The 25,405-nt window shown below is 66.0% G+C and carries 23 protein-coding genes, 5 tRNA genes and 1 pseudogene; 14 read left to right on the forward strand and 15 right to left on the reverse strand.

What is annotated here, in order from left to right; genetic code table 11:
• The first annotated feature begins 73 nt into the window (after nt 1–73).
• From serS to LXE91_RS09715, 3 genes are all read left to right on the forward strand, one after another.
• Nucleotides 74–1,375: a serine--tRNA ligase gene (serS, locus tag LXE91_RS09705; protein WP_039343442.1), complete on the forward strand. Its 1,302-nt coding sequence runs from the start codon at nt 74–76 to the stop codon at nt 1,373–1,375.
• A gap of 115 nt (nt 1,376–1,490) precedes the next feature.
• Nucleotides 1,491–1,581 (forward strand) — tRNA-Ser (locus LXE91_RS09710).
• A 519-nt stretch (nt 1,582–2,100) separates the two neighbouring features.
• Nucleotides 2,101–3,636 carry a methyl-accepting chemotaxis protein gene (locus LXE91_RS09715; RefSeq protein ID WP_039343439.1) on the forward strand — a complete coding sequence of 512 codons (1,536 nt, stop codon included), beginning with the start codon at nt 2,101–2,103 and terminating at the stop codon, nt 3,634–3,636.
• 102 nt (nt 3,637–3,738) lie between these two features.
• On the opposite strand, the gene LXE91_RS09720 is transcribed toward LXE91_RS09715, so the two are convergent.
• Nucleotides 3,739–4,899 carry an alkane 1-monooxygenase gene (locus LXE91_RS09720; protein WP_039343436.1) on the reverse strand — a complete coding sequence of 387 codons (1,161 nt, stop codon included), beginning with the start codon at nt 4,897–4,899 and terminating at the stop codon, nt 3,739–3,741.
• A gap of 466 nt (nt 4,900–5,365) precedes the next feature.
• Between LXE91_RS09720 and LXE91_RS09725 the strand changes: the two genes are divergently transcribed.
• From LXE91_RS09725 to LXE91_RS09745, 5 genes and pseudogenes are all read left to right on the forward strand, one after another.
• Nucleotides 5,366–6,082, forward strand: coding sequence for a GNAT family N-acetyltransferase (locus tag LXE91_RS09725; RefSeq protein WP_223274438.1), 717 nt, complete (start codon nt 5,366–5,368; stop codon nt 6,080–6,082).
• 170 nt (nt 6,083–6,252) lie between these two features.
• A pseudogene (gene minC / locus LXE91_RS09730) lies at nt 6,253–7,037 on the forward strand (septum site-determining protein MinC).
• A gap of 59 nt (nt 7,038–7,096) precedes the next feature.
• Nucleotides 7,097–7,912, forward strand: coding sequence for a septum site-determining protein MinD (minD, locus tag LXE91_RS09735; RefSeq protein WP_039343429.1), 816 nt, complete (start codon nt 7,097–7,099; stop codon nt 7,910–7,912).
• A gap of 12 nt (nt 7,913–7,924) precedes the next feature.
• A complete protein-coding gene (minE, locus tag LXE91_RS09740) occupies nt 7,925–8,179 on the forward strand; it encodes a cell division topological specificity factor MinE (RefSeq protein ID WP_006476634.1) in 255 nt (84 codons plus the stop codon).
• A gap of 160 nt (nt 8,180–8,339) precedes the next feature.
• On the forward strand, nt 8,340–8,741 hold the full coding sequence (locus tag LXE91_RS09745) for a YXWGXW repeat-containing protein (protein ID WP_039343424.1): 402 nt from the start codon (nt 8,340–8,342) through the stop codon (nt 8,739–8,741).
• A gap of 116 nt (nt 8,742–8,857) precedes the next feature.
• Here LXE91_RS09745 and LXE91_RS09750 read toward each other — a convergent pair whose 3' ends face one another.
• A complete protein-coding gene (locus LXE91_RS09750) occupies nt 8,858–10,417 on the reverse strand; it encodes a chloride channel protein (RefSeq protein ID WP_039343417.1) in 1,560 nt (519 codons plus the stop codon).
• A 170-nt stretch (nt 10,418–10,587) separates the two neighbouring features.
• Between LXE91_RS09750 and waaC the strand changes: the two genes are divergently transcribed.
• Nucleotides 10,588–11,586, forward strand: coding sequence for a lipopolysaccharide heptosyltransferase I (gene waaC / locus LXE91_RS09755; RefSeq protein WP_039343414.1), 999 nt, complete (start codon nt 10,588–10,590; stop codon nt 11,584–11,586).
• Nucleotides 11,587–11,605: 19 nt separating this feature from the next.
• On the opposite strand, the gene LXE91_RS09760 is transcribed toward waaC, so the two are convergent.
• The 9 genes from LXE91_RS09760 to rph all read right to left on the reverse strand — a co-directional run bounded on the left by LXE91_RS09760 (nt 11,606) and on the right by rph (nt 18,133).
• Nucleotides 11,606–11,785 carry a hypothetical protein gene (locus tag LXE91_RS09760; RefSeq protein WP_039343411.1) on the reverse strand — a complete coding sequence of 60 codons (180 nt, stop codon included), beginning with the start codon at nt 11,783–11,785 and terminating at the stop codon, nt 11,606–11,608.
• A 104-nt stretch (nt 11,786–11,889) separates the two neighbouring features.
• Complete coding sequence (locus tag LXE91_RS09765; protein ID WP_039343408.1) at nt 11,890–13,200, reverse strand: MFS transporter; 1,311 nt, start codon at nt 13,198–13,200, stop codon at nt 11,890–11,892.
• A gap of 293 nt (nt 13,201–13,493) precedes the next feature.
• Nucleotides 13,494–13,985: an energy transducer TonB family protein gene (locus LXE91_RS09770; RefSeq protein WP_039343403.1), complete on the reverse strand. Its 492-nt coding sequence runs from the start codon at nt 13,983–13,985 to the stop codon at nt 13,494–13,496.
• Nucleotides 13,986–14,321: 336 nt separating this feature from the next.
• Nucleotides 14,322–14,615: a hypothetical protein gene (locus LXE91_RS09775; protein ID WP_039343399.1), complete on the reverse strand. Its 294-nt coding sequence runs from the start codon at nt 14,613–14,615 to the stop codon at nt 14,322–14,324.
• Nucleotides 14,616–14,854: 239 nt separating this feature from the next.
• Complete coding sequence (locus LXE91_RS09780) at nt 14,855–15,250, reverse strand: hypothetical protein (RefSeq protein WP_039343396.1); 396 nt, start codon at nt 15,248–15,250, stop codon at nt 14,855–14,857.
• A gap of 142 nt (nt 15,251–15,392) precedes the next feature.
• Nucleotides 15,393–15,480 (reverse strand) — tRNA-Ser (locus tag LXE91_RS09785).
• Nucleotides 15,481–15,524: 44 nt separating this feature from the next.
• The gene (gene hemW, locus LXE91_RS09790) at nt 15,525–16,739 is read right to left on the reverse strand and encodes a radical SAM family heme chaperone HemW (RefSeq protein WP_039343394.1); all 1,215 of its coding nucleotides are present in this window, start codon (nt 16,737–16,739) and stop codon (nt 15,525–15,527) included.
• Between the two features lie 34 nt (nt 16,740–16,773).
• Nucleotides 16,774–17,400, reverse strand: coding sequence for an RdgB/HAM1 family non-canonical purine NTP pyrophosphatase (gene rdgB, locus LXE91_RS09795; RefSeq protein WP_039343391.1), 627 nt, complete (start codon nt 17,398–17,400; stop codon nt 16,774–16,776).
• A 1-nt stretch (nt 17,401) separates the two neighbouring features.
• A complete protein-coding gene (gene rph / locus LXE91_RS09800; RefSeq protein ID WP_039343387.1) occupies nt 17,402–18,133 on the reverse strand; it encodes a ribonuclease PH in 732 nt (243 codons plus the stop codon).
• 173 nt (nt 18,134–18,306) lie between these two features.
• On the opposite strand from rph, the gene LXE91_RS09805 reads away from it, so the two are divergent.
• From LXE91_RS09805 to LXE91_RS09820, 4 genes are all read left to right on the forward strand, one after another.
• A complete protein-coding gene (locus LXE91_RS09805; RefSeq protein ID WP_011351283.1) occupies nt 18,307–19,230 on the forward strand; it encodes a YicC/YloC family endoribonuclease in 924 nt (307 codons plus the stop codon).
• Nucleotides 19,231–19,236: 6 nt separating this feature from the next.
• Nucleotides 19,237–19,920, forward strand: a complete 684-nt coding sequence (gene gmk / locus LXE91_RS09810; protein ID WP_039343384.1) for a guanylate kinase — start codon at nt 19,237–19,239, stop codon at nt 19,918–19,920.
• Nucleotides 19,921–19,978: 58 nt separating this feature from the next.
• Entirely contained in the window at nt 19,979–20,182 is a 204-nt protein-coding gene (gene rpoZ / locus LXE91_RS09815) for a DNA-directed RNA polymerase subunit omega (protein WP_006025620.1), read from the forward strand.
• Between the two features lie 63 nt (nt 20,183–20,245).
• On the forward strand, nt 20,246–22,612 hold the full coding sequence (locus LXE91_RS09820) for a RelA/SpoT family protein (protein WP_039343380.1): 2,367 nt from the start codon (nt 20,246–20,248) through the stop codon (nt 22,610–22,612).
• Nucleotides 22,613–22,806: 194 nt separating this feature from the next.
• Here the strand turns inward: LXE91_RS09820 and LXE91_RS09825 are convergent.
• From LXE91_RS09825 to LXE91_RS09835, 3 genes are all read right to left on the reverse strand, one after another.
• Nucleotides 22,807–22,883: transfer RNA gene (locus tag LXE91_RS09825), tRNA-Arg, on the reverse strand.
• 60 nt (nt 22,884–22,943) lie between these two features.
• A tRNA-Arg gene (locus tag LXE91_RS09830) sits at nt 22,944–23,020 on the reverse strand.
• Between the two features lie 67 nt (nt 23,021–23,087).
• Nucleotides 23,088–23,164: transfer RNA gene (locus LXE91_RS09835), tRNA-Arg, on the reverse strand.
• Nucleotides 23,165–23,292: 128 nt separating this feature from the next.
• On the opposite strand from LXE91_RS09835, the gene greB reads away from it, so the two are divergent.
• On the forward strand, nt 23,293–23,856 hold the full coding sequence (gene greB / locus LXE91_RS09840; protein WP_039343377.1) for a transcription elongation factor GreB: 564 nt from the start codon (nt 23,293–23,295) through the stop codon (nt 23,854–23,856).
• Between the two features lie 83 nt (nt 23,857–23,939).
• On the opposite strand, the gene LXE91_RS09845 is transcribed toward greB, so the two are convergent.
• Complete coding sequence (locus LXE91_RS09845) at nt 23,940–25,091, reverse strand: porin (protein ID WP_039343374.1); 1,152 nt, start codon at nt 25,089–25,091, stop codon at nt 23,940–23,942.
• Nucleotides 25,092–25,405: the final 314 nt, after the last annotated feature.

Genomic DNA, 25,405 nt, shown 5'->3' on the forward strand with positions numbered 1-25,405 from the left:
TCCGGCCAGTGCCGTGGGGGCCCCGTGGTGCGTTAGAATTCCCGTCTTACACAACGATTCTCCAAGTCCTCCCATGCTCGACATCCAGTTGCTGCGCAAAGACCTCGACGGCGTCGCCCAGCGCCTCGCCGATCGCGGCTACACCCTCGATATCGCCGCCTTCTCCGCGCTCGAAGCGGAACGCCGCGCGATCCAGACCCGTACCGAAGAGCTCCAGGCGCGCCGCAACAGCCTGTCGAAGCAGATCGGCGCGATGAAGGGGAAGGGCGAGGACACGTCGGCCGTGATGGCCGAGGTCGGCGGGATCGGCGACGAAATGAAGGCGGGGGAAGCCAAGCTCGGCGAGATCCAGGCGCGCCTGTCCGACCTGATGCTGGGCATGCCGAACGTCGCGCATGAGAGCGTGCCGGTCGGCAAGGACGAAGCCGACAACGTCGAGGTGCGCCGCTGGGGCACGCCGCGCCAGTTCGATTTCGAAGTGAAGGATCACGTCGATGTCGGCACGCCGCTCGGCCTCGATTTCGAGACCGGTGCGAAGCTCGCCGGCGCGCGCTTCACGATGCTGCGCGGCTCGATCGCGCGCCTGCACCGCGCGCTCGCGCAGTTCATGATCGATACGCACACGCTGCAGCACGGCTATACCGAAGCGTATACGCCGTACATCGTGAACCCCGAGATCCTGTACGGCACGGGCCAGCTGCCGAAGTTTGCGGACGACATGTTCCGCGTCGAGAAGGGCGGCGAGGAGAACAAGGTCACGCAATACCTGATCTCCACGTCGGAAATCTCGCTGACGAACACCGTGCGCGAGTCGATCGTCGACGCGTCCGCGCTGCCGATCAAGCTGACCGCGCATTCCCCGTGCTTCCGCTCGGAAGCCGGTTCATACGGCCGCGACACGCGCGGCATGATCCGCCAGCACCAGTTCGACAAGGTCGAGATGGTGCAGGTCGTTGCGCCGGAAACGTCGTACGCCGCGCTCGACGAGATGGTCGGCCATGCGGAAGCGATCCTGCAGAAGCTCGGCCTGCCGTACCGCGTGATCACGCTGTGCACGGGCGACATGGGTTTCTCGGCCGCGAAGACGTTCGACCTCGAAGTGTGGCTGCCTGCGCAGAACACCTATCGCGAGATCTCGAGCTGCTCGAACACCGAAGCGTTCCAGGCGCGCCGGATGCAGGCGCGTTTCCGCAACGCGCAAGGCAAGCCGGAGCTCGTGCATACGCTGAACGGTTCGGGTCTTGCCGTCGGCCGCACGCTCGTCGCGGTGCTGGAGAACTACCAGAACGCGGACGGCTCGGTCACGGTGCCGGAAGTGCTGCGTCCGTACATGGGCGGCATCGAGCGTATCGACGCGCCGGCACAGGCGTCGTAACGCGGCCTTCGAAGCCCTCGCAAAAAAATTTGCAGAAAGGGCTTGTCAGCTACGGAGCGATCGTCTTATAATCTTTTTCTCGCGGAAACGACCAGCCGCGAGATGCAGCAAGGAAGGAGAGGTGGCAGAGTGGTCGAATGTACCTGACTCGAAATCAGGCGTACGGTTTCCCCGTACCGTGGGTTCGAATCCCACCCTCTCCGCCAAAATACGAAGCCCCTTGATCCGGAAGGATCAAGGGGTTTTTCGTTTTGGGTTCGCGGTTCGTGCGTTGTGTCGCAAGCCGTTGCAGTGGCAACAGCTCGACCTTCGGCAGTTCGGATCGTGCGGATGCGAAGGCGCCCACCGCATGCATGATCGTGGCGCGTCCTCGATACAGCCGCGCTGAATGGCAAACGCAGCATCGATCGTGCTGATTGCCGCGATGATCGTGTCGACGCCGACCCAAGGTGGCCACTCCACTACCTGTCGCACGTGATCGCGAGGATCGTACACGGGGTGCCGTCGATCATCGTCGTGCGTCGCAGGATGGCGGGCCCGCGCAGGGGCGCGACAATCGGGCCGCGCGCGACGCATCCGACCTGAGCGCACTGGCCGGCCTCGCTATGCGCGTCCAGCCTTCGCCGCAATCTTCAGCTTTAAGCCCGTGCTTCCCGCGCCGTTAACACGTGGCGGCGGCCGGCGCCCGCGCCGGACCGCATCGTTCCCCGTCGATTCAAGGTCCCATGAAGCTGAGCTACAAGATTCCCCTCGCATTCGCCGTCGCGCTGCTACTGATGTTCGGTGGCGCGCTGTACGGTATCCATATTCTCAATCGGTCGATCGATACGTTCGCCGAAGACGTGCAGACGAACGTTGGCAACGAACGGCTCGTGTCGGCCACGCTCGTGCAGTTCAAGCTGCAGGTTCAGGAATGGAAGGACACGCTGTTGCGCGGCAAGCAGCCCGACAAGCTCGACAAGTATTGGCAGGCTTTCCAGACGCGCGAGCGAACGGTCGATACGCTCGCCGCGCAGCTCGTTCACCAGTTGCCGCCTGGCGAGAGCCGATCGCTCGTCGAGCAGTTCATGCGCGCGCACGCGGCGATGGGCGAGGGTTACCGGCGCGGGTTCGACGCGTTCAAGGCGGCCGGCTTCGAGCCGTCGGCGGGCGATGCCGCGGTGGCGGGCGTGGACCGCGAGCCGGCGGCGCTGCTGGAGCGGGCCGCGAAGTCGATCGCCGACGAGAGTGCCGCGGTGTCGGCGCAGGCGAGCCGCGACGCGGAGCACGCCACGACCGCGAGCCTCGTGCTGATGCTGGCCGTGCTCGGCGTCGCGATGGTCGGCGCATTCCTGTTCAGTCGCGCGATCCTGCGTCCGCTCGACCGTGCGGTGGCGTGCGCGCAGGCCGTCGCCGAAGGCGATCTGACGCGCGACGTCGATGCAGTCGGCCGCGACGAGATCGCCGATCTGCTGCGCGCGTTGCAGACGATGCAGGCGAGCCTGTCGGGCGTCGTGCTCGAAGTGCGTACGCATGCCGAAGCCGTCGCGACGGCGAGCGCACAGATCGCATCGGGCAATCACGACCTGTCGGCGCGGACCGAGGCGCAGGCTGCGTCGCTCGAGGAGACGGCTGCAAGCATGACCGAACTCACGGGCATCGTCCGCCAGTCGGCCGAGCACGCGCAGCACGCGGCGCAGCTGGCGCACGACGCGTCGAACATCGCAGCGGCGGGCGGCGGCGTGATGACGGATGCCGTCGGCACGATGAACGGCATCGCCGACAGCTCCGCCAAGGTCGGCGAGATCATCGCGGTGATCGACGGCATCGCGTTCCAGACCAACATCCTCGCGCTGAACGCGGCAGTCGAAGCCGCGCGTGCGGGCGAACAGGGCCGCGGCTTCGCGGTCGTCGCGGCGGAAGTGCGTACGCTCGCGCAACGCAGCGCGGCCGCCGCGAAGGAGATCAAGGAACTCATCGAGCAGTCGACGAAGCGGGTCGACGAGGGCGCCGTGCTGATTGGCCGAGCGGGCGAATCGATTCACGAGATCGTCGGTGCGGTGCAGCGTGTCACGACGATCGTCGGCGAGATCTCGTCCGCGTCGCAGGAGCAGAGCGGCGGTATCCAGCAGGTGAACATCGCGGTGACGCAGATGGACGAAGCGACGCAGCGCAACGCGGCGCTCGTCGAGCAGGCCTCGGCCGCGACGCAGGCGCTGGCCGAGCAGGCGAGCGCGCTGCGGCATGCGGTGGCCGTGTTCAGGCTGCCGGAAATGGCGTGACGGCGGCCGCCGTCGCGCCCGGCTTCGATGGAACCGGGGCCGGCGCGGTGCCGGCTTTCAGCGGCGCACCTGCGCCAGTCGACCCCGGCCCGTCCCCCGCGATCACGCCGCGGCCGGATATTGCGCGAGCACCCGGGCGCGGATCGACGGCTTGATGTTCGATTGCGCCATGTTGCCGCCGTAGTGCGCGACGACGCGCGGATTCATCACGCGATACCAGAGCGGCGGCACGTACGCGAACAGGATCATCGTCGCGTAGCCGGCCGGCAGTTGCGGCGCATCGTCGAAGTGACGCAGTGCCTGGTACGAGCGCGTCGGATTCGCATGATGGTCGGCGTGCCGCTGCAACTGGTACAGGAACAGGTTGGTGACCACGTGATTGCTGTTCCACGAATGCTGCGGCGTGCAGCGTTCGTAGCGGCCGTTCGGCAGCTTGCGGCGGCCGAGCCCGTAATGCTCGACATAGTTCACGACTTCGAGCAGCGACGCGCCGTAGACGGCCTGGATCACGAGGAACGGGATCACGACCTTGCCGGCCATCGCGATCGCGATGCCCCACACGACGACGGTCATCGCCCACGCGTGCAGCACCTCGTTGCGCCAGGTCCACGGCGAATGCCCGAGCCGTTCGAGGCGCGCCTTCTCGAGCCGCCACGCCGAGCGGATGCTGCCGGTCACGGTGCGCGGCAGGAATGCCCAGAACGATTCGCCGTAGCGCGCACTCGCCGGGTCCTCGGCCGTCGCGACGCGCACGTGGTGCCCGCGGTTGTGCTCGACGTAGAAGTGGCCGTATGCGACCGGCGCGAGCGTGATCTTCGCGAGCCAGCGCTCGAAGCGGTTGGTCTTGTGCCCGAGTTCATGCGCGGTATTGATCGAGATGCCCGTCGCGGCGCCGAGCGACAGCGCGAAGCCGACGTAGTCGTACCAGGCGAGCGCGTGCGTGCCGACGATCCAGACGCACACGAAGAACGCGACGTATTCGACGAGCGTCGCGAGATAGACGATCAACCGGTAGTAGCGCTCCCGTTCGAGTTGCGGTACGACGTCCTCGGGCGGGTTGTCGCGATCGTCGCCGATCAGCGTATCGAGGACCGGGATCACGCCGAACGCAAACAGCGGGCCGAACCACCAGAACACGTGCAGGCCCGTCGACAGCGCGAGCTGGGCGGCGAGGATCGGCAGCGTGATCGTCAGCGCGCCGAGCAGCCACAGGTAACGCTTGCCATCCGACCAGCCCGAAGCCGATCCGTTGGTCATTGCCATTGTCTCCCTCCTGCCGGCCGGCCCGAGGGCGGCCGCCTGTACGGTTGTTCGAATTATCGTTGGTCCGCGAAGCACGCGCGGTCGGGCCGGATCGTCACCCGGTCCTGCCTGTTATACGACCCATGCGCACGCTTGCCAAACTCCGCCACTAGGCGCGAAGCTCCAAACGGACGGGGCGCGGGCGGAGCAGGCAGCGAAGGGCCCGCGCACGCTGATTGAAACATGCGCGGAACGCCGGATCGACCCGCACGGCCGACCGGTTCGTCAGACGGATGGCGCGTCGCGACGCGTGAGGGTGTCGGCGCCACGGGTCCGCAACAAATGTTGCGATGCAATATAGGGCGGCCGGCTCGTACCCGCGATACCTATTTCAGGGGTCGCCAATCTTACGGATCATTACGGCTTTCGCGCTGAAATCCACGGGGTCCGACGGGCAACTGCCGCGTGTCGCAAGGCGACCGCCGTCATGCGTCGAACCAGGCCGCCGCAATCGTCTTTCGGCGGCACGTATCGACGCGGCGATGCTGCACGTGCACACCAGCCGGTCGCCCGGCCGCCGGCGGTGCATGCTGCCTTTCGATTCGCGCTGTCATTTGAAAATTACGATTTGACTCATGCCCCGCTTTCGGTTGAAGCTACTAGCTTGCTGTCCGAAGGGGGCTGTGCCTGCATGAGTTCGACCTTGACCGTTCGTCGTATCGTTGCCGACCAGGGCGGCGTGTATCGCGAACTCCGCGCCGCATCGCTGCGTGAGCCCTATGCGCCCGGCGAAGCGCCGGAGGCCGAATTGCTGACCGTCGAAACGGACGCGGCGTCGGCGATTGCCGCGCAGCGCGCCGTGTCCGACGAGTCGACGACTTTCCTGCTGTACACCGAAGGCCACCCGGCCGGCATGATCGGCGCGTATTTCGACAACACGCCCGATCGGCGCGCGTTCGTCAGCGAGCTGTGGGTCGCGCATGCGGTGCGTCACCTGCGCGGCGGGGTGCTGCTGCTGGAGACGGCCACCGCATGGCTCGCCGAGCGCGGTGCCACCGACGTCTACGCGTGGATCGCCGATGCGAACCGCAACGCGATCCGCTTCTACGAGCGTGCCGGTTTCGGCAACACCGGCGAACATGCGCCGATCGCGCGGATGCCCGGCGCGATGAAATCGCTGTTCGTGTCGCAGGTGAAGCACTGACGCGACCTCGAAACAGCCCGCCGCGCGGCGCGACGAAAGCCCGAGCGCCCGCTGGCCCGCCCGCCTGCCGGTTGTACGCCCGCCCGGGCCGCTGCCACCCGGTTCCCCAAAAATAATGGCCGCACGCGTGGACGCCTGTAAAATACGCAAAAAATTTTTGCAGAGTGTCCATGTCGCTTAAAAAATCGCCATTCTTCGAGCTGCGCAGCGGATCGGTCGATACGTTGCTGTTCACCGTGAAGACGACCGATCTCGATGCGTTGCGTACCGAACTGGTCAAGCGCTTCGAAGCGACTCCCGAGTTTTTCGCCGACGATGTCGTCGCGATCGACGTCCGCCGCCTGGCTGACGGCGAGCGCGTCGCGCTCGCGGACATCCGCCAGATGCTGAACGACGTGCGGATGCGTCCGGTGGGCGTCGTCGCACTGGCAACGCAGGGCTGGGCGGGGAAGCCGGCCTGCCGTTGCTGGAGGCGCGCGATCGCCGCGCGCCGGCCGCGAAACCTGCCGACGAAGCGGAACCGGCGGCAGTGCCAGCCGTCGAGCCCGCCGCCGCTGCGGCAGCCGCAGCGGTGCCCGAACAGCCGTCGGAGCCCGCACCGACGCCCGTGCAGGCCGGTGGCCAGACGCTGGTGATCGACCGGCCATTGCGTTCGGGGCAGCAGATTTACGCGAAAGGAGACCTCGTGGTGCTCGCGCCGGTCAGTCACGGCGCGGAGATCATCGCGGAAGGCAATATCCACATCTACGCGCCGTTGCGCGGCCGCGCACTCGCGGGCGTGCACGGCAATCACGACGCGCGCATTTTCTGCACGTGTCTCGAGCCGGAACTGATTTCGATCGCGGGTATCTATCGAACGACCGAGAACCCGTTGCCCGCCGACGTACTGGGCAAATCGGTACAGATCCGGCTCGAAGAGGAAAAACTGATGATCGAACCGCTGCGCCTGACGTAATACACGCGGTGCGCTCCGGGTCGATCGGCTCTCATTGACGAACACAGGGTATTGGGTAAATGGCAAAAATCATCGTGGTGACCTCGGGCAAGGGCGGCGTGGGCAAGACGACGACGAGCGCGAGCTTCGCGTCCGGTCTCGCGCTGCGCGGCCACAAGACGGCCGTGATCGACTTCGACGTCGGCCTGCGCAACCTCGATCTCATCATGGGCTGCGAGCGCCGCGTGGTGTACGACCTCGTGAACGTGATCCAGGGCGAAGCGAACCTGAACCAGGCGCTGATCAAGGACAAGAAGTGCGAGAACCTGTTCATCCTGCCGGCGTCGCAGACGCGCGACAAGGATGCGCTCACGCGTGACGGCGTCGAGAAGGTGCTGAACGACCTGGTCGCGATGGATTTCGAATTCATCGTCTGCGATTCGCCGGCCGGTATCGAGGCGGGCGCACTGCACGCGATGTACTTCGCGGATGAAGCGCTGATCGTCACGAACCCGGAAGTGTCGTCGGTGCGTGACTCGGATCGCATTCTCGGCATCCTGTCGTCGAAGACGAAGCGCGCGACCGAAGGCAAGGACCCGATCAAGGAACACCTGCTGATCACGCGTTACAGCCCGAAGCGCGTCAGCGAAGGCGAGATGCTGTCGCTCGAGGACATCAGCGAGATCCTGCGCATCAAGCTGATCGGCGTGGTGCCCGAGTCGGAAGCCGTGCTGCATGCATCGAATCAGGGTCTGCCGGCCGTGCATATCGACGGTACCGACGTTGCGGAAGCGTACAAGGACGTCGTCGCGCGTTTCCTCGGCGAAGACAAGCCGCTGCGCTTCACCGATTACCAGAAGCCGGGCCTGCTGCAGCGCCTCTTCGGCAGCAAGTAACGGAGGCCGACCATGTCCATCCTTTCGTTTCTCCTCGGCGAGAAGAAAAAGTCCGCATCGGTCGCGAAGGAGCGCCTGCAGCTCATCATCGCGCACGAGCGGGTCGGCGGCCGGCCGCCGGCCGATTACCTGCCGGCGCTGCAGAAAGAGCTCGTCGCGGTCATCTCGAAGTACGTCCATATTTCGGACGATGACATCCGCGTGAGCCTCGAGCGCCAGGACGATCTCGAAGTCCTCGAAGTGAAGATCGAGATCCCGCAAGCCTGACCGTTGCGGGTATCCCTCCGCACGGCGGCACTCGCCGCCGTGCGCGCCTTACGCCCTGTTGCACTTTCGGGCATGCCGTAACACGGCGTCTGTCGGCCGTTACCGCGCCTCCCGCATTGAACGAATACGCTCGCGTAACTTGTTCAACCAGGAGGTTGTGATGGCTGTCTCTACTGTTCAACGTCGTATCGTTTCGCTCGCCCTGTTCGCCGCGGGCCTGTCAGCCGTCGTCGCACCGTTTGCCGCGCATGCGGACGAGATTCTCGTCGGCACCCCCGTGATCGTGCCGCAGGGCCGCGTGGTCGTCGCCGAGCCGGTCGCCGTGCGCACCGAGGAAATCGTGGTCGTCGCGCCGAATGCGCCGCCGCCGGTGCGCTACGAGGTCGTGCCGGCCTCGCGCGTGGGCTACGTGTGGGATCGCGGGCACTGGCACTGGGAGCATGGCCGCTACGTGTGGATCGGCGGCCACTGGGAAGCCGAGCGCGTCGGCATGCAATGGGTGCCGGGCCATTGGGACCAGCGCGGTCCGAACTGGTTCTGGACCCGTGGCCACTGGGCATGATGGAGGCGGACGATGAAACGAACCGCAATCGCCATCGCGCTCGTCGCGATCACGCTGGCCGGATGCATCGTCGTGCCGGCGCGGCCCGTGTACTACCGGCCGGCGCCCGTCGTGATCTACTGAGGGTCGCGCGGGCCGGGCTGCGCGTGGCCGTTCGTCCCGGCTGCGGCCGGCTCGTCGTCGTGCGGCGCCGGTGCATGCGATGCGCGTTCGGCCAGCGTGGCGGCGGCGGCCGCTTCGTCGCCCCTGCCGCCTTCGTCGCGCAGTGTGTCGAGCGGATCGGCGGGCGCCGCGGCCGCATCCTGCGGCTCGGTGACGCCGGTCGCCACCGTCGCGCTCGCCGCGGCTGCCGCAGTCGGTTCCGTAGCCGTGACGGGTGGTGCGAGATAGCGCAGGGCGAGCGTTTCGTAGAGCGGCGGCGCAAAGAAGCGCGACACGCGGCTCGATACCAGTGCGGTGGCCATCAGCGAAATCACGAGCGCGTGGCCGTTGATCATCTCCATCACGATCACGAACGACGTGATCGGCGACTGCGTGACGGCCGCCATGTAGCCGACCATCGCGAGCGCGATCAGCATCGGCAGGCTCATGTTGCTGAACACGACGTGCAGCAGGTTGCCGAACCCGGCGCCGATCGACAGCGATGGCGCGAAGATCCCGCCCGGGATGCCTGGCAGGTACGACGCGACCATCGAAATCATCTTCAGGAACGGATAGAACACCGACAGATGCTGGCTGCCGTCGAGCAGGCCGCGCGCCTCGGCGTAGCCGCTGCCGAAGGTCGTGCCGCCCGATACGAGGCCGACGACGGCGATCGCGAAGCCGCACAGCGCGGCGAATGCGATCGGCCGCTCGCGGTACAGACCGAGCAGCTGCGCGGGCAGCCAGCGCCCCGTGTTGAGCAGCAGCCAGCAGAACAGGCCGCCTGCGATCCCCGTCACGATCGCGGTGACCAGCACGGCGAGCGCCAGCAGTTTCGGGAAGTGAGGGCCGGCATCGATCGTGCCGAAATACGTGTAGTTGCCGTTCAGCCCGAGCGCGACGACGCCGGCGAGAATGATCGCGGTGATCAGCACGCCGCTGGCGCGCGCGGAGAAGCTGCGCGTCAGCTCCTCGATCGCGAACACGATCCCGGCGAGCGGCGTATTGAACGCGGCCGACAGCCCGGCCGCCGCGCCGGCGAGCACCAGTTGGCGCTCGATCTGCGCGTTCGAGCGCGGGTAGAATCGTCGCAGGTTGAACATCAGCGCCGCGCCGACCTGCACGGTCGGCCCTTCGCGGCCGATCGTGAAGCCGCCCAGGATACCGAGGAACGACACCAGCACCTTGCCGAACAGGATGCGCAGGGTCAGCAACCGGGAGCCGAATGCACTCGGGCGCGCATGCAGCGTCGCGATCACCTGCGGGATGCCGCTGCCCTCGGCACCGCGGAAGAAGCGGCGCGTGATCCATACCGACACGGCGGCGATGGCCGGCGTCAGCAGCAGCGGCAGCCACGCGGCGTGGTCGCGCATCGTGCGGAAAGTTTCGTAGCCCCAGTCGATCAATCGCGCGTAAAGTACAGCCGCGAGTCCGACGACGATCGCACCGAGCCAGAAAACGCCGTATTGGCGCCAGATCCTAAGCGAACGACGGGTAAGGGCGGGAAACAGGGCGGGAAGGGCGGGGCGTGGCATCGACGCGGGCCGGTAGGCAAAGACCGGATTATAAAAAGAACCGGATGGAGGCGGGAGGCGAGAATGTTTCCGAAAGGAGATGCATTTTGTTGCAAAAGTAATGTTCACGTAATGTTCGCGCATGTAACCATCGTTAGCATGCCAAATTGGCCGGCTTTTCCCCACACATCGTGAAACGTATCCTCATCGTGAAAGTGACGTCGCTCGGCGACGTTGTCCAGACGCTACCCGTCGTCGCGGATCTTCATCGCGCCTTTCCGGGCGTAACGGTCGACTGGGCGGTGGATGAATCGTGCTCGGAGGTCGTGCGCTGGCATCCGGGCGTCAGCAACGTCCTGTGCGCGCCGCTGCGCCGCTTCAAGAAGCTGCGCAATCGCGGTGACCTGAAGGCGATCACGGCATCGATCGGCGCGCTGCGGGCGCATCGCTACGACGCGGTGATCGACCTGCATGGCGTCTACAAGAGCGCGATCATTTCGGCGCTCGCACGCGCCGCACGCCGCATCGGCTACCAGACGCAGGATCTCGGCGAAACGGGCGCACGCTTCGCGTATTCGCATCGTTTCGGCCCGCGGCCGGACTGCGACGCGTGGCACGGGATGCGCGTGAGCGCCGGCGAGGCGCTCGGCTACGTGCCCGAAGGCATCGCCACGTACGGCATCGTCCCGCCACGCGATGTGAATCTGCCGGCCGCCGTGACCGATGGCGCCCCATTCATGCTGCTGTTCCATGCAACGTCCAACCCCGACAAGAAATGGCCGGCCGACCGCTGGGCCGCGCTCGCCACGCAGATGATGGCGCGTGGCGTGCGCGTGCTGTTGCCGTGGGGATCGGCTGCCGAGCATGACGATGCGCAGGACATCGCCGCACGCGCGCCGGGTTCGGTCGTGCTGCCGGCGATGACGGTTCGCGAGCTCGGCGCGGCGCTCGGCCGGGCTGCGCTCGTGGTGGGGGTCGATACGGGGTTCGTGCACATGGCGCACGCGCTGCAGCGGCCGACCGTGATGATTTTCGTCGCGACGTCGCGCCATCATTGCGGGATCGGCGGCGCGCCGAACGCATTGTCGATCGGCGAGCCGGGCACGATGCCGTCGGTCGACGAGGCGCTGGACGCGATCGATACGGTCAGTCCGGCCTACGGCGCGCTGCGCGCGCGGCTGACCGCCTGAGGAGGCGGGGCGCGGCGGTTCAGGCGAGCAGCGCCTCGACCGTGACGACGGCGGCGACGGCCGCCAGGTTCGCCAGCAGCGCCTCGAACACGAGGCCGCGCCACGTCTGCGGCCGGAAGCGCATCGCGAGCAGGATCGCGCCACCCAGCGCGAGCGCGAGGATCAGGACGAGATCGGCATTGCCGAGGCGAATGTTCATGGCGGCGGCTCCTTCGGGGCGGGTTCCCGGGGGCGCGCAGCGGCGCACCCAGGATCGAGTATAGGCAGCGCCGGCCACCGCACAACCCGGGTCGCCCCGGAGTCTCAGACGAGCGATGCGTCGCGCGTTTCGCGCATCAGCAGCACGCCGATCAGGCTGATTGCAGCCGCAACCGATACATAACCGCCGACCCACGACAGCCCGCCGCGCGCCGCCAGCAGTTGCGCGATATACGGCGCGATCGACGCGCCGAGGATCCCGCCGAGGTTGTACGCGACACCCGCGCCCGTGTAGCGGACGTTGGTCGGGAACAGCTCCGGCAGCAGCGCGCCCATCGGCGCGAACGTCACGCCCATCAGGAACAGCTCGATCGTCAGGAACAGCGCGACGAGCGGCATCGAGCCGCTGCCGAGCAGCGGCTCCATCGCAAAACCCGACAGCAGCGCGGCGATCGCGCCCACGACGAGCACCGGCTTGCGGCCGAAACGGTCCGATGCCCACGCGGACAGCGGCGTCGCGAGCCCCATGAACACGACTGCAAAACACAGCAGGCCGAGGAAGCTCTGGCGCGGAATATGCAGCGCCGACACGCCGTACGACAGCGAGAACACCGTCGAGATGTAGAACAGCGTGTAGCAGACGACCATGGCGAGCGCACCGAGCAGCGTCGGGCGCCAGTGTTGCGTGATCAGTGTCGCGACCGGCACGCGCACGCGCTCGTTGCGATCGAGCGCAGCCTGGAACGCGGGCGTTTCGCTGATCTTGAGCCGCACGTACAGGCCGAGCGCGACGAGCACCGCACTGACCAGGAACGGGATGCGCCAGCCCCAACTGCGGAACTGCTCGTCCGACAGCGACAGCGCGAGCGCGAAGAACAGCCCGTTCGACATCAGGAAGCCGACCGATGGCCCGAGCTGCGGGAACATCCCGAACCAGCCGCGCTTGCCCTGCGGCGCGTGCTCGGTCGCGAGCAGCGCTGCGCCGCCCCATTCGCCGCCGAGGCCGATCCCCTGGCCGAAGCGCAGCACGCACAGCAGCACCGGCGCGAGCGCGCCGATCGCGTCGTAGCCGGGCACGAAGCCGATGGCGGTGGTGGACACCCCCATCACGAGCAGCGATGCGACGAGCGTCGACTTGCGGCCGATACGGTCGCCGAAGTGCCCGAACAGGAACGACCCGATCGGGCGTGCGATGAACGCGATGCCGAACGTGACGAAGGCCGACAGCGCCTGCGCGGTCGCGGACCCGTGCGGGAAGAACACGGGGCCGATGACGAGCGCGGCGGCCGTTGCGTACACGTAGAAGTCGTAGAACTCGATTGCGGTGCCGATGAAGCTGGCGAACACGATGCGCCGGTGGCTGACGGCGCCGGCCGAACCGGTTGCGTGTGCAACGGTCGGGGGGGATGCGGACATGGATGTCTCCGTTTTGTCGTTGGGGCGGTCGGCTGGGCGTGCGGACGGGCAGGCGGATGCCTGCCGGTGGCAGCCGAGCGGATGATGCGGTGGCGGCGTGGACGCGCGCCGTGGCGCGCGCGTCACCCGCCGGTCGACGATGGAGACGGGTACGTCGCCGCCGCCCGGTGCCGGCGTGGTCGGCTCGCATGCCGGGTGGGGCGCGCGAACGTGCGCGCGGCGTGATGGCCGCGCGATTGCGGAAAATTATAGCCAGCGCCGCCGCGCACCGGCAATCGCGGGGCGGCGACCGGTCAGTCGATCGATTGCGCCTGCGCCGACGCGGTGCTTTGCAACTGGAAGTGGCCGTCGTCGTTGAAGAGCCAGCCTTCCATCAATTCGAGCCGACCGTTGCCGTCGAGCAGTCGCGACGGTGGCGGCGGCAGCGGCGCCGAGCGGCGCAGCGACGCGAGCGCGAGTGCTTCCGCTTCGCTGTCGCCGTTGCTGCGATAGACGGACGCGTTGACGAGCCGGCCGCTGCCATCGACGGTGAAGGCCACGACGACGAGCGAGCGGAGCATCGCCTGTGGTGTGCCGTGCAGCATGCCGGACGGATTGCGTTCGGCGACACGCTGCGCGACTTCCACGCGGTACTGGTCGAGGTTGCCGCTGCGGGTGATCGACGGAATCGTCAGGATCGAATGCAGCGACGGAGGCGGCGTGATCGTGCACGCCGCGAGCATGGCGGCGACGGCCAGCGCAACTGCACGCAGCCGGTCGACATGCAAACGGGGAAGGGGGCGCATGGGAGGCTAGCCAGAAGTGACTATAAAAAAATGATAGGCGCACGGACGCGAGGCGATATCGGGAGAAACGCATAAAGGGCGATGCCGGACGATACGTTTGCCGATGACGAGACGACGTGCGCTCGCGCATCGCGATGTGACGTGACATGTGACGGCACGCCCGCGTGGCTGCCGGCCGTATGCATCCCGGCGTGCGTGTTGCAAGGTTGAAAGAATCGTGAGGAACGCGAGCGGCACGCAGGCGCGGGGCGATGGCCCGGCGCGAGCGCAGCGGGTTGCCGCAGGCAGCACCGCGGCGGGCGCCCGCGCCATTTTCGGCGATGCGTGCCGCCCGGGTCAGAAGCCGTGCGTCACGAGTGACAGGATCGACAGGTCGGGGTGCGTGCCGTCGATGATGCTCTTGCCGATGTGCACGGCTTCGTGGACGGCTTCGTCGAGCCTCGCGAAGCTTTCCTCGCCGTCTGCATGGAAGGGCACCGCGTGGCCGGGCAATGCGGGATTCGCACCCGGATGGCACACGTAACCGGTGTAGGTGTAGCGCGTGTCGTTGCCGGGCACGGTGGCCGGCACGACATGGATCTCGAAGCCTTCGTAATCGACGTGTTCCGCCGGTGTCGACAGTTCGGTCATGGCGATCTCCGTGTACCGCACGCAGGGGTGGCGCGCGCGGCATCGAGTACGCGGCGGCGGTCGTGTCGCCGTGTTGATCGAATTCTAGGTGATCGAGCGGCCGGCCGGGAGGATGGCTTCCGACGCGGCGCGGCGCGATGGCAGGCCGCTGGCCGTGTCCGCAGCTTAAGCGCCGTGCGGCGAGGGCCGGCGCGAACGCCCGTGCCGTTTCGGCGGACGGGCTCGCGCGCGGCGCTTCATCATTGCTTGCAGCGCGCGTCCTTGCGCTGCACGACGATGATCACCGGGTATTTCTGGCCGTGGTCGAGCTCCACGCGCGCCACGACGGTCAGCGTTGCCGGATCGGAATCGTCGTACACGCTGACCTGTTCGTTCCGGAGGTACGTCACGCCGGTGCAGTTCGACGTGCGTCCGTCGTCGCCCACCTTGCACTGAAGGTCGTTGTCCTTCACGTAGTTGTAGGGCGACGGGCTCGCGAGGTATTCGCTCAGGCCGCGCGGCGAGCCGCCGACGCCGGTCACGTAGGCGATCGCGCACGACGATTGCGCGTTGCTGCCGGCGGCGGTGTCGGCCGTCGCCTGCGTGCTGGCGGCAACCAGCAATGCAGCGAGCGACGAGACGATGAAGGGCTTCATGACGTGGGTTTCCCGTTTCGCGAATCGGAGCGCCGGATTGTAACGGCATCCGGCGTGACGCGTCGGAACGTGACGGAAGGGCGTGAACGGACCAACAAAAAACCCCGTCATTCGGTGAATGGACGGGGTTTGGCGAACTTTCTGGCGGAAGCGGTGAGATTCGAACTCACGGACAGTTTCCCGTCGCCGGTTTTCAAGACCGGTGCCTTAAACCGCTCGGCCACGCTTCCACACGAGGCGGCATTGTAACCGAAATGCCGCATGGTTCATCCCCTCAATCGTCGCGCAGGAACAATTCCTGCAGGTCGTTGAGGAAACGCTGGCCCAGCGGCGTCGGCGCGATCTGCGCGAAATCGCGCGCGATCAGCCCGCGCCGTTCCGCTTCCTGCAGCGCCGGCTCGATCGTGCTCATCGGCAGGCCCGTGCGTTCGGCGAAGCTGTGCACCGGGAAACCCTCGACGAGCCGCAGCGTGTTCAGCATGAACTCGAACGGCAGGTCGCGCGCGCCGACTTCACGCTCTTCCTGCACGGCCGTGCCGGCCATCGCCTGCTCGATGAAGGTTGCCGGGTGCTTGTAGCGTGCCTGCCGCAGGATACGGTTCGGGAACGACAGCTTCGTGTGCGCGCCCGCGCCGATCCCCAGATAGTCGCCGAAGCGCCAGTAGTTCAGGTTGTGCTTGCACTGATGATTCGGCTTCGCATACGCGGACACTTCGTAGCGTCCGTAACCGGCCTCGGTCGTGCGCGCGTGAATCCATTCCTGCATGTCGGCCGACGCGTCGTCATCGGGCACGACCGGCGGGAACTTCGCGAACAGCGTATTCGGCTCGAGCGTCAGGTGATACAGCGACAGATGCGGCGGCGCGTACGACAACGCGGTCTCGATGTCGGTGCGGCATTCGTCGAGCGTCTGGTTCGGCAGCGCGAACATCAGGTCGAGGTTGAAGTTGTCGAAGTTCTTCGCGGCGATCTCGACGGCCGCGCGTGCCTGCGTGGTGTCGTGAATCCGGCCGAGCGCCTTCAGGTGCGTCTCGTTGAAGCTCTGGATGCCGACCGACAGGCGATTCACGCCGCTCGCGCGGAACTGCGCGAACTTCGCGGCCTCGAACGTGCCCGGGTTCGCCTCGAGCGTGATCTCGGCATCGGCGTCGAGCGGCAGCAGCGCGCGCACGTCGGACAGCATCCGGTCGAGGCCGGCCGCCGACAGCAGGCTCGGCGTGCCGCCGCCGATGAATACCGTATGCACCTGGCGGCCCCACACGAGCGGCAGCGCCTGCTCGAGATCGGCGCGCAGCGCGTCGAGATATTCGGTTTCCGGAAACCGTTCGCCCTTCCACTCGTGCGAATTGAAATCGCAGTACGGGCACTTGCGCACGCACCACGGGAAATGCACGTACAGCGCGAGCGGCGGCAGCGACGTGAGCCGCACCTGGCCGGGCGACGTGAAGGTCGCGACGACGCGCGCGCCGGTTTCCGCGGCCTGGCTCATGCGGCCTCCGTTGGCGAACGGGTATCGGGCGTGCTCATGCTTCCTCCGCGAGCCGCGCCAGCAGCGCCTTCAGCGCCAGCGCGCGATGGCTGTGCGTGTTCTTCACGGCCGGCTCGAGTTCGGCGGCCGTCGCGCCGAGCGACGGCAGGTAGAAATACGGGTCGTAGCCGAATCCGTGCTCGCCGCGCGGCGTATCGACGATTTCGCCCGCCCAGCGTCCTTCGGCGAACAGCGGCTCCGGGTCGTCCGCGTGGCGCACGAGCGCAAGTACGCAGCAGTAGTATGCGCGCCGGTCGTCGACGCCGCGCAACTGTTCGACGAGATACGCGTTGTTCGCCGCGTCGCCCTTGTCGCGGCCCGCGCGCTGCGCGTAGCGGGCCGAATAGACGCCCGGCGCGCCGCGCAGCACGCGCACGCACAGGCCCGAATCGTCGGCGATCGCCGGCAGCCCGGTGAGCCGCGACGCGTGGCGTGCCTTCGTCAGCGCATTCTCGATGAAGGTGCCGAACGGCTCCTCCGCTTCCGGCACGGCAAGGTCGCCCTGCGGGACGATCTCGATGCCGACCGTCGAGAACAGCGCGGTGAATTCGCGCAGCTTGCCGGCGTTGTTCGACGCGAGAACGATGCGCGACAGCGGCGCGGTGGTGTGGTCGTCCGGCATGTCAGGCGCCCAGCACGTCTTTTTGAAGCTGCACGAGCTCGGCGATCCCGCCTTGCGCGAGGTCGAGCAGCGCGTTCATCTCGGCACGCGAGAACGGCACGCCTTCGGCCGTGCCCTGGACTTCGACGAAACCGCCGGCGCCCGTCATCACGACGTTCATGTCGGTGTCGCACTGCGAATCTTCCGCGTAATCGAGGTCGAGCACCGGCGCGCCCTGATATACGCCGACCGAGATCGCGGCGACGTGGTCGGTGATCGGCGAGCGCGTGAGCTTGCCGGCCGCGATCAGCTTCGACACGGCGTCGTGCGCGGCGACGAATGCGCCGGTGATGCTGGCCGTGCGCGTGCCGCCGTCCGCCTGGATCACGTCGCAATCGATATGGATCGTGCGCGGGCCGAGCGCCTCCAGGTCGAACACCGCGCGCAGCGCACGGCCGATCAGGCGCTGAATTTCCTGCGTGCGGCCGGTCTGCTTGCCGCGGGCGGCTTCGCGGTCGCTGCGCGTGTGCGTCGCGCGCGGCAGCATCCCGTATTCGGCGGTCAGCCAGCCTTGCCCGCGGTCGCGCAGGAAGTCGGGGACGCGTTCGGAGACGCTCGCGGTGCAGAGCACCTTGGTGTCGCCGAATTCGACCAGCACCGAGCCTTCGGCATGTTTCGTGTAGTGGCGCGTAAGGGCGACCTTGCGCAGTGCGTCGGCGCGGCGGCCGCTCGGGCGGGAAACGGAGGACGTCATGTGGGAATCGCGGAACGAGAGGAAACCCCGATTTTAGCGCCGAACGGCGGGCGTGCCCGGCGGGGTGGTCCGCAAAAATGGGATAATGCGCGCTTCCCGCCCCGCGCTTTCCGATGCGCCGGGCGCCTCGACATATCCCCGCCCGCGAGGGCACCCAGACGGCGAGACGAACCATGATCTACAGCATGACGGGCTACGCGAGCGCGACGCGCGAACTCGCGACGGCCACCGGCAACGGCGGCACCAGCGTGTCGGTCGAACTGCGCACCGTGAACTCGCGCTTCCTCGACCTGAATTTCCGGATGCCGGACGACGTGCGCGCGTGCGAACCCGCGCTGCGCGAAATGCTGATGAACAAGCTGTCGCGCGGCAAGGTCGACATCCGCATCAACCTGCAGCGCGGCGAGCAGAGCATCGGCGCGGGCGCGCTGAACCAGTCCGCGCTCGGCCAGCTCGCCGAGCTCGAGCGCTCGGTGCTCGACTCGTTCCCGGGCGTCGGCCGCCTGCGCGCGGGCGAGATCCTGCGCTGGCCCGGCGTGATCGCCGAGAGCGGCGTATCGGCTGACGCGATCCGCGAGGCGGTGCTCGCGTGCGGCAAGGAAGCGATCGGCGAACTCGTCGTCGTGCGTTCGCGCGAAGGCGCGCAACTGGCGACGATGCTGCTGTCGAACGTCACCGAGATGGAAGCGATCGTCGCGCGCATCACGCCGCTCGTGCCGGAGCTGATCGCAAAGCACCAGCAGAAGATCGTCGAACGGCTGCAGGAGGCGCTCGGTATCGCGGCGCCCGAGGGCAGCTCGACGATCGTCACGCGCGAGGAGGCAGCGGAGCGCATTCGTCAGGAAGTGACGATGTACGGGATCCGGATCGACATCGCGGAAGAGCTGTCGCGGCTCACCGCGCACCTGAACGAAACGCGTCACGTGATCGAGAAGGGCGGCCGCGTCGGCAAGCGTCTCGACTTCATGATGCAGGAACTGAATCGAGAAGCAAACACGCTCGGCTCGAAGGCGGCGGCGAAGGAACTCGCCGACGCATCGATGGCGCTCAAGCTGTTGATCGAGCAGATGCGTGAGCAAGTGCAAAACCTGGAGTAAAGCAACATGACCGAATCCCACCGCGACGGCCACGCGTCGCATTCGCTGCACGGCGGCGTCTATCCCGGCAACCTGTTCATGGTCGTCGCGCCGTCGGGCGCCGGCAAGTCGACGCTCGTGAATGCGCTGCTGTCGAAGGACAGCGACATCTGCCTGTCGATCTCGTACACGACGCGCAAGCCGCGTCCGGGCGAGCAGGACGGCCAGCACTATCACTTCACGACGGTCGAGGATTTCCGTGCGCGTCACGCGGCGCACGAATTCCTCGAGAGCGCGGAAGTGCACGGCAACTACTACGGCACGTCGCGCGTCTGGATCGAAGAGCAGATGAAGAATGGCCACGACGTGCTGCTCGAGATCGACTGGCAGGGCGCGCTGCAGGTGAAGAAGCAGTTCCGCAACGCGGTCGGCATCTTTATCCTGCCGCCGTCGCTCGACGCGCTCGAGGAGCGTCTGAAGAAGCGCGGCCAGGACGAACCGAACGTGATCACGCGTCGCCTGCTGGCCGCCGGCAGCGAGATCGCGCACGCATCCGAAGCGGAATACGTGGTGATCAACGAGAATTTCGAGCGTGCGCTCGCGGAGCTCGAATGCATCGTCGCGGCCACGCGCCTGCGCTTTGCTTCGCAGTACGCGCGACATACGGAGCTGTTCATCGACCTCGGCGTCCATCTGCCCCACGCGGAATGACGCGGGGGACGAGGGACATAAGGTAGAATAAGGACTATATTCAGAAGGAATTACCAACATGGCTCGCATTACCGTCGAAGACTGCCTGAAGCAAATCCCGAACCGCTTCGAACTGGCGCTCGCCGCCACCTATCGCGCGCGGCAGCTCGCGCAAGGCCATACGCCGAAGATCGAGAGCCGCGACAAGCCGACCGTCGTCGCGCTGCGCGAAATCGCTGCCGGCCAGGTCGGCGTCGAGATGCTGAAGAAGGTGCCGGTGTAACGCGCATCCGGCCCGTTCCAGCCATGTAATCCACGCGCGCAACGACTCGACCTGGAGGCGAATATGAGCACCACCCCATCGTCCGCCTCCGCGGATCCGACCACCGAAGCCACGGCCCAGTCGCCTGCGCGCCAGTACATCGACGCGGTCCTCGAACAGTCCTTCCGGCATCTGTTCGGGCCGACCGCCACACCGGAGCAGCCTCGCAAGCACGGCGTCGTTTCGATCGCGAAACTGACGGGCGTGCTTGCCGAGTATCTTCCTCCGGAAGAAATCAAAGAGGTCAAGGCGGCGTTCCACTTCAGCGACGAAGCCCACCTCGGTCAATATCGCCAGAGCGGCGAACCCTACATCACCCATCCCGTCGCCGTTGCAGAAATCTGCGCCGGCTGGAAGCTCGACGCGCAGGCCGTCATGGCCGCGCTCCTGCACGACGTGATGGAAGACCAGGGCGTGACCAAGAGCGAGTTGGCCGAACGGTTCGGCCCGAAGGTCGCCGAACTGGTCGACGGTCTGTCGAAGCTCGACAAGATGGAATTCCGCAGCCGCGAGGAAGCGCAGGCGGAAAACTTCCGCAAGATGCTGCTCGCGATGGCACGAGACGTGCGCGTCATTCTCGTCAAGCTCGCCGACCGCCTGCACAACATGCGCACGCTCGGCGCAGTGCCGATGGAAAAGCGCCGCCGCGTCGCGCGCGAGACGCTCGACATCTACGCGCCGATCGCGCACCGCCTCGGGTTGAACAACACGTATCGCGAGCTGCAGGACATGAGCTTCGCGAACTTCAACCCGCATCGCTACGCGACGCTGGAGAAGGCCGTGAAGGCCGCGCGCGGCAACCGCCGCGAAGTGATCAGCAAGATCCTCGAAGCCGCGCAGCGCGCGATGGCCGATGCGAAGATCGACGCCGAGATCACCGGCCGCGAAAAGACCATCTACAGCGTGTACCGCAAGATGCGCGACAAGCAGCTGTCGTTCTCGCAGGTGCTCGATGTGTACGGCTTCCGTGTCGTCGTCGACAGCCCGCTCGACTGCTACACGTGCATCGGCGCGCTGCACGCGCTGTACAAACCCGTGCCCGGCAAGTTCAAGGACTACATCGCGATCCCGAAGATCAACGGCTATCAGTCGCTGCACACTACGTTGGTCGGCCCGTTCGGCGCGCCGATCGAGTTCCAGGTGCGCACGCGCAAGATGCACGAGATCGCCGAGGCGGGGGTCGCCGCGCACTGGCTGTACAAGAACGGCAGCGCCGATCTCAGCGACGTGCAGAAGCGCGCGCACCAGTGGCTGAAGTCGCTGCTCGACATCCAGAGCGAAGCCGGCGATTCGAGCGAATTCCTCGAGCACGTGAAGATCGACCTGTTCCCCGACGCGGTCTACGTGTTCACGCCGAAGTCGAAGATCATGGCGCTGCCGCGTGGCGCGACGGCACTCGATTTCGCGTATTCGATCCACAGCGATCTCGGCAACCAGTGCGTGGCCGTGAAGATCAACAACGAGCTGCTGCCGCTGCGCACCGAGCTGAAGAGCGGCGACATCGTCGAGGTGATCACCGCGCCGTATTCGAAGCCGAACCCCGCATGGCTCGGCTTCGTGCGTACCGGCAAGGCGCGCTCGGCGATCCGTCACTACCTGAAGACGATGCGCCTGAACGAGTCGGTGCAGCTTGGCGAGCGGCTGGTCGACCAGAGCCTGAAGGGCTACGGTCTCGCGCTGGCCGATGTCGAGCCGGAAGTGTGGGAGAAGCTCGTGCAGTGGACGGGCAACAAGAGCCGTCAGGAAATCTTCGCGGACATCGGCCTCGGCCGCCGCGTGGCCGCGGTGATGGCCAAGCGCATCGAGGTGCTGATGAGCGGCCGTGATGCGGACGACGATCTGCCGAAGTCCGAGCGGCATCCTGCGCACCACGCACCGCCGGTCGTGATTACCGGCACCGAAGGGATGTCCGTGCAGTTGTCCGCATGCTGCCGGCCGATTCCGGGCGACGCGATCATGGGCTACATCGGCATCGGTCTGGGCATGGCGATTCATACGACCGATTGCCGCGTGGCGCAGCGTATCCATCGCCGCGATCCGGGCCGCTGGATCGACGTCGAATGGGCGCCGCAGCCTGGTCGCCTGTTCGATGTCGCGGTGAAGGCGCTCGTGAAGAACACGAAGGGCATCTTTGCGCGCGTGGCGGCGGACATCACGTCGGCCGATGCGAACATCGTGCATATCGCGATGGACGAGGATCTGACGCACGAATCGACGGTACTGCGCTTCGTGATCCAGGTCAGCGACCGCGTGCATCTCGCGAACGTGATGCGGCGCGTGCGAACCAATCCGGACGTGATGCGGATCATGCGTGAGCGTTCGACCGACGACGGCGCGCATGCGCGCCACGACGGCGGCATGCGCATCGAGCGCGAGCGGCAGGATTATTGACGCCTGGCCCGCAGGGGCGATCGACGGCGGCCAATGGCCGCCGTTTTCATGTGTGCTGCCGGAGGCGCGAGCGCGCGGTGTGGTCGACGTTCTTCCGAAAGGAGGCGTTACGCAACTGACGTTGCCGTGCGGCGAGCAGGGGAAGGGAAGGCGGAAAAGAAAAAGGGCTTTCCCGGAGGAAAGCCCTTTTAAGGTGGCGCGGCTGGCAGGATTCGAACCCACGACCCCTTGGTTCGTAGCCAAGTACTCTATCCAACTGAGCTACAGCCGCACGCAAAACGGTACTGCTTGACTGTCGGAACCTTCTGCGATGGGAAGGCCCCCAAAAAAGTGGCGCGGCTGGCAGGATTCGAACCCACGACCCCTTGGTTCGTAGCCAAGTACTCTATCCAACTGAGCTACAGCCGCACGCAAAACAAAACTTCTACTGCTTCGAACTGAAAGGGCCTTCGGTTCAGAAGGCCCTCGAAAAAAGTGGCGCGGCTGGCAGGATTCGAACCCACGACCCCTTGGTTCGTAGCCAAGTACTCTATCCAACTGAGCTACAGCCGCACGCAGAAGCGAAATTATAGCAGGGTTGTATAAAAAGGGAAGCCTTATTCGCAAATTAGGTGCATGGCCTTGCCGGGGCGCCCTTCGTGTACCCTTGGAGCATCAGTCATCCATGTTGAATCCGCATCATGAACAAGGCGTTTGTCAAAGAGTCGGACGGCGACGACGACGATCTGGACCAGGCCCAGCCCGCGATTCCGGCGGGCTCGAAGAACTACATCACGCCCGCCGGCCACAAGCGGCTGAGGGACGAATTGCTGAACCTGATCGACGTCGAGCGTCCCGAGGTCGTGCGGCTCGTATCCTGGGCCGCGTCGAATGGTGACCGGTCGGAGAATGGCGACTACATCTACGGCAAGCGGCGGCTTCGCGAGATCGATCGCCGCATTCGCTTCCTGACGAAACGGCTCGATCTGGCCGAAGTCGTCGATGCGAGCCGGCAGGAAAACGTCGACCAGGTGTTTTTCGGCGCAACGGTCGATTACGAGACGCCGGACGGCGAGGATCACACGATCACGATTGTCGGGATCGACGAGGTCGATCTCGATCACGGCCGTGTCAGCTGGATTTCGCCGGTCGCGCGCGCACTGATCAAGGCGAAGATTGGCGATACCGTCATGCTGATGACGCCCGCCGGCCCGCAGCCGATCGACGTGCTCGACGTCCGTTACCCGGCGCCTGGCGACGCCTGAGCGGTGCACGGTGCAACCCGGCAAAGAAAAAGCGCCCCGATGGGGCGCGTCGCCATTCGGCGTGCGGTGGAAATGCCGGTCGCTCAGAAGCGATGGCGCAGGCCGGCCGTGACCGCGATCTGCTTGTTGGTCGACGAAGCGCCACCGAGGCCATTGACGTAGGCGCCAATGCCCAGGCCATCCGTGCTGACGCGCTGATACACCCCTTGCACATACACGTCGGTCCGCTTGGACAGTGCATAGTCGGTCTGCAGGTTGAACTGATTCCAGCCCGGATGACGACCGTCCAGGAAGCCGGCGGTGTATGTGTACGACCCGGCCAGCGACAAGGCAGGCGTGAGCGCGTAGCGCGCATTCACTTCGTAGTTGTTGAACCGGGCAAACGTGCCGTCGAGACCCAGGCCGTTCGACACGCCCGAGGCACCCGCGGAGATGCCGAGCGCCCGGTTCACACGCGATTGCGTGAACACGAAGCCGGCCGTTGCCGGGCCGAACGTGTAGTTCAGGCCGCCGCCGAACACGCGCTGACGCTTGCCGACGAACGTGTTGTCGCCTGCTACCGCGCCGCCGCTGTTGGTGACCGCAGCCGACGTGAGGCCCGAGATGTCATTGTTCAACTGCAGGTAGCCAGCGCCGATATTGAAGCCGGCGTACGTGTACGACACGCCTGCGCTGTACGCGCGATTGTTCGAGAACTGGTTGCTGTTCGAGAAGCCGTACAACGCGCCAACCTTCAGGCCGCCGTAATTGATGCTCGTATACTTGACGGCGTTATTGATCCGGAACGAATTGTTGAGGTTGTCGTTATCGAACGGGTGGGCAAACTGGGTGCCGCCGAATTGCGTACCGGTCAGCGACAGCGGCCCGATGTAGTCGACGACGCTATCGTATTGGCGACCGAGGGTGACCGCGCCGAACTGGTCATGAGACAAGCCGACGAACGCCTGGCGGCCGAATTCGCGGCCATTCTGGCCGAGCGTGCCGTTGGCGATGTTGAAGCCGTTTTCCAACACGAAGATTGCCTTCAGGCCGCCGCCGAGATCTTCCGTGCCGCGCAGGCCCCAGCGGCTGCCGTTGATCTGGCCGCTGCGCTCCGACCATGAGCTGTGGCCACCCTGGTTGTTCGTATAGGTGATGCCTGCGTCGATCAGGCCGTATAGCGTCACGCTGCTCTGAGCGTGAGCTGCCGTAACGAATACACCCGACAACGCGGTGACGATCAGCGTTTTTTTCATGGATCTGTCTCCAAACAGGATGATATCGATCGAACCTGCTGCGGACTGGCATGCTTTGCTTGACGTTGCGGCCGGTCCGCAGGGCGGCGGTGCGCCTATCAGAAAGCCATCTGCAGTGTACGGAGCGCGCGGAGCGGGGGAGGGATGCGCTTTAAGCAATAGTATATTTTGGAATCCGCAAAGATCGGAAATGTGGCGCAAACGATTGCCCATCAAGGGTTTGCGGCGGTGCAGCGAAGAAAAATAGTGGTCAGGACTACGTAACAGGCGTTGCGTGTTCGCGACAGGCGGTCAACAGGAGGCGGGGATGCCTG

This window comes from Burkholderia contaminans, assembly GCF_029633825.1.
Lineage (GTDB): Bacteria > Pseudomonadota > Gammaproteobacteria > Burkholderiales > Burkholderiaceae > Burkholderia > Burkholderia contaminans.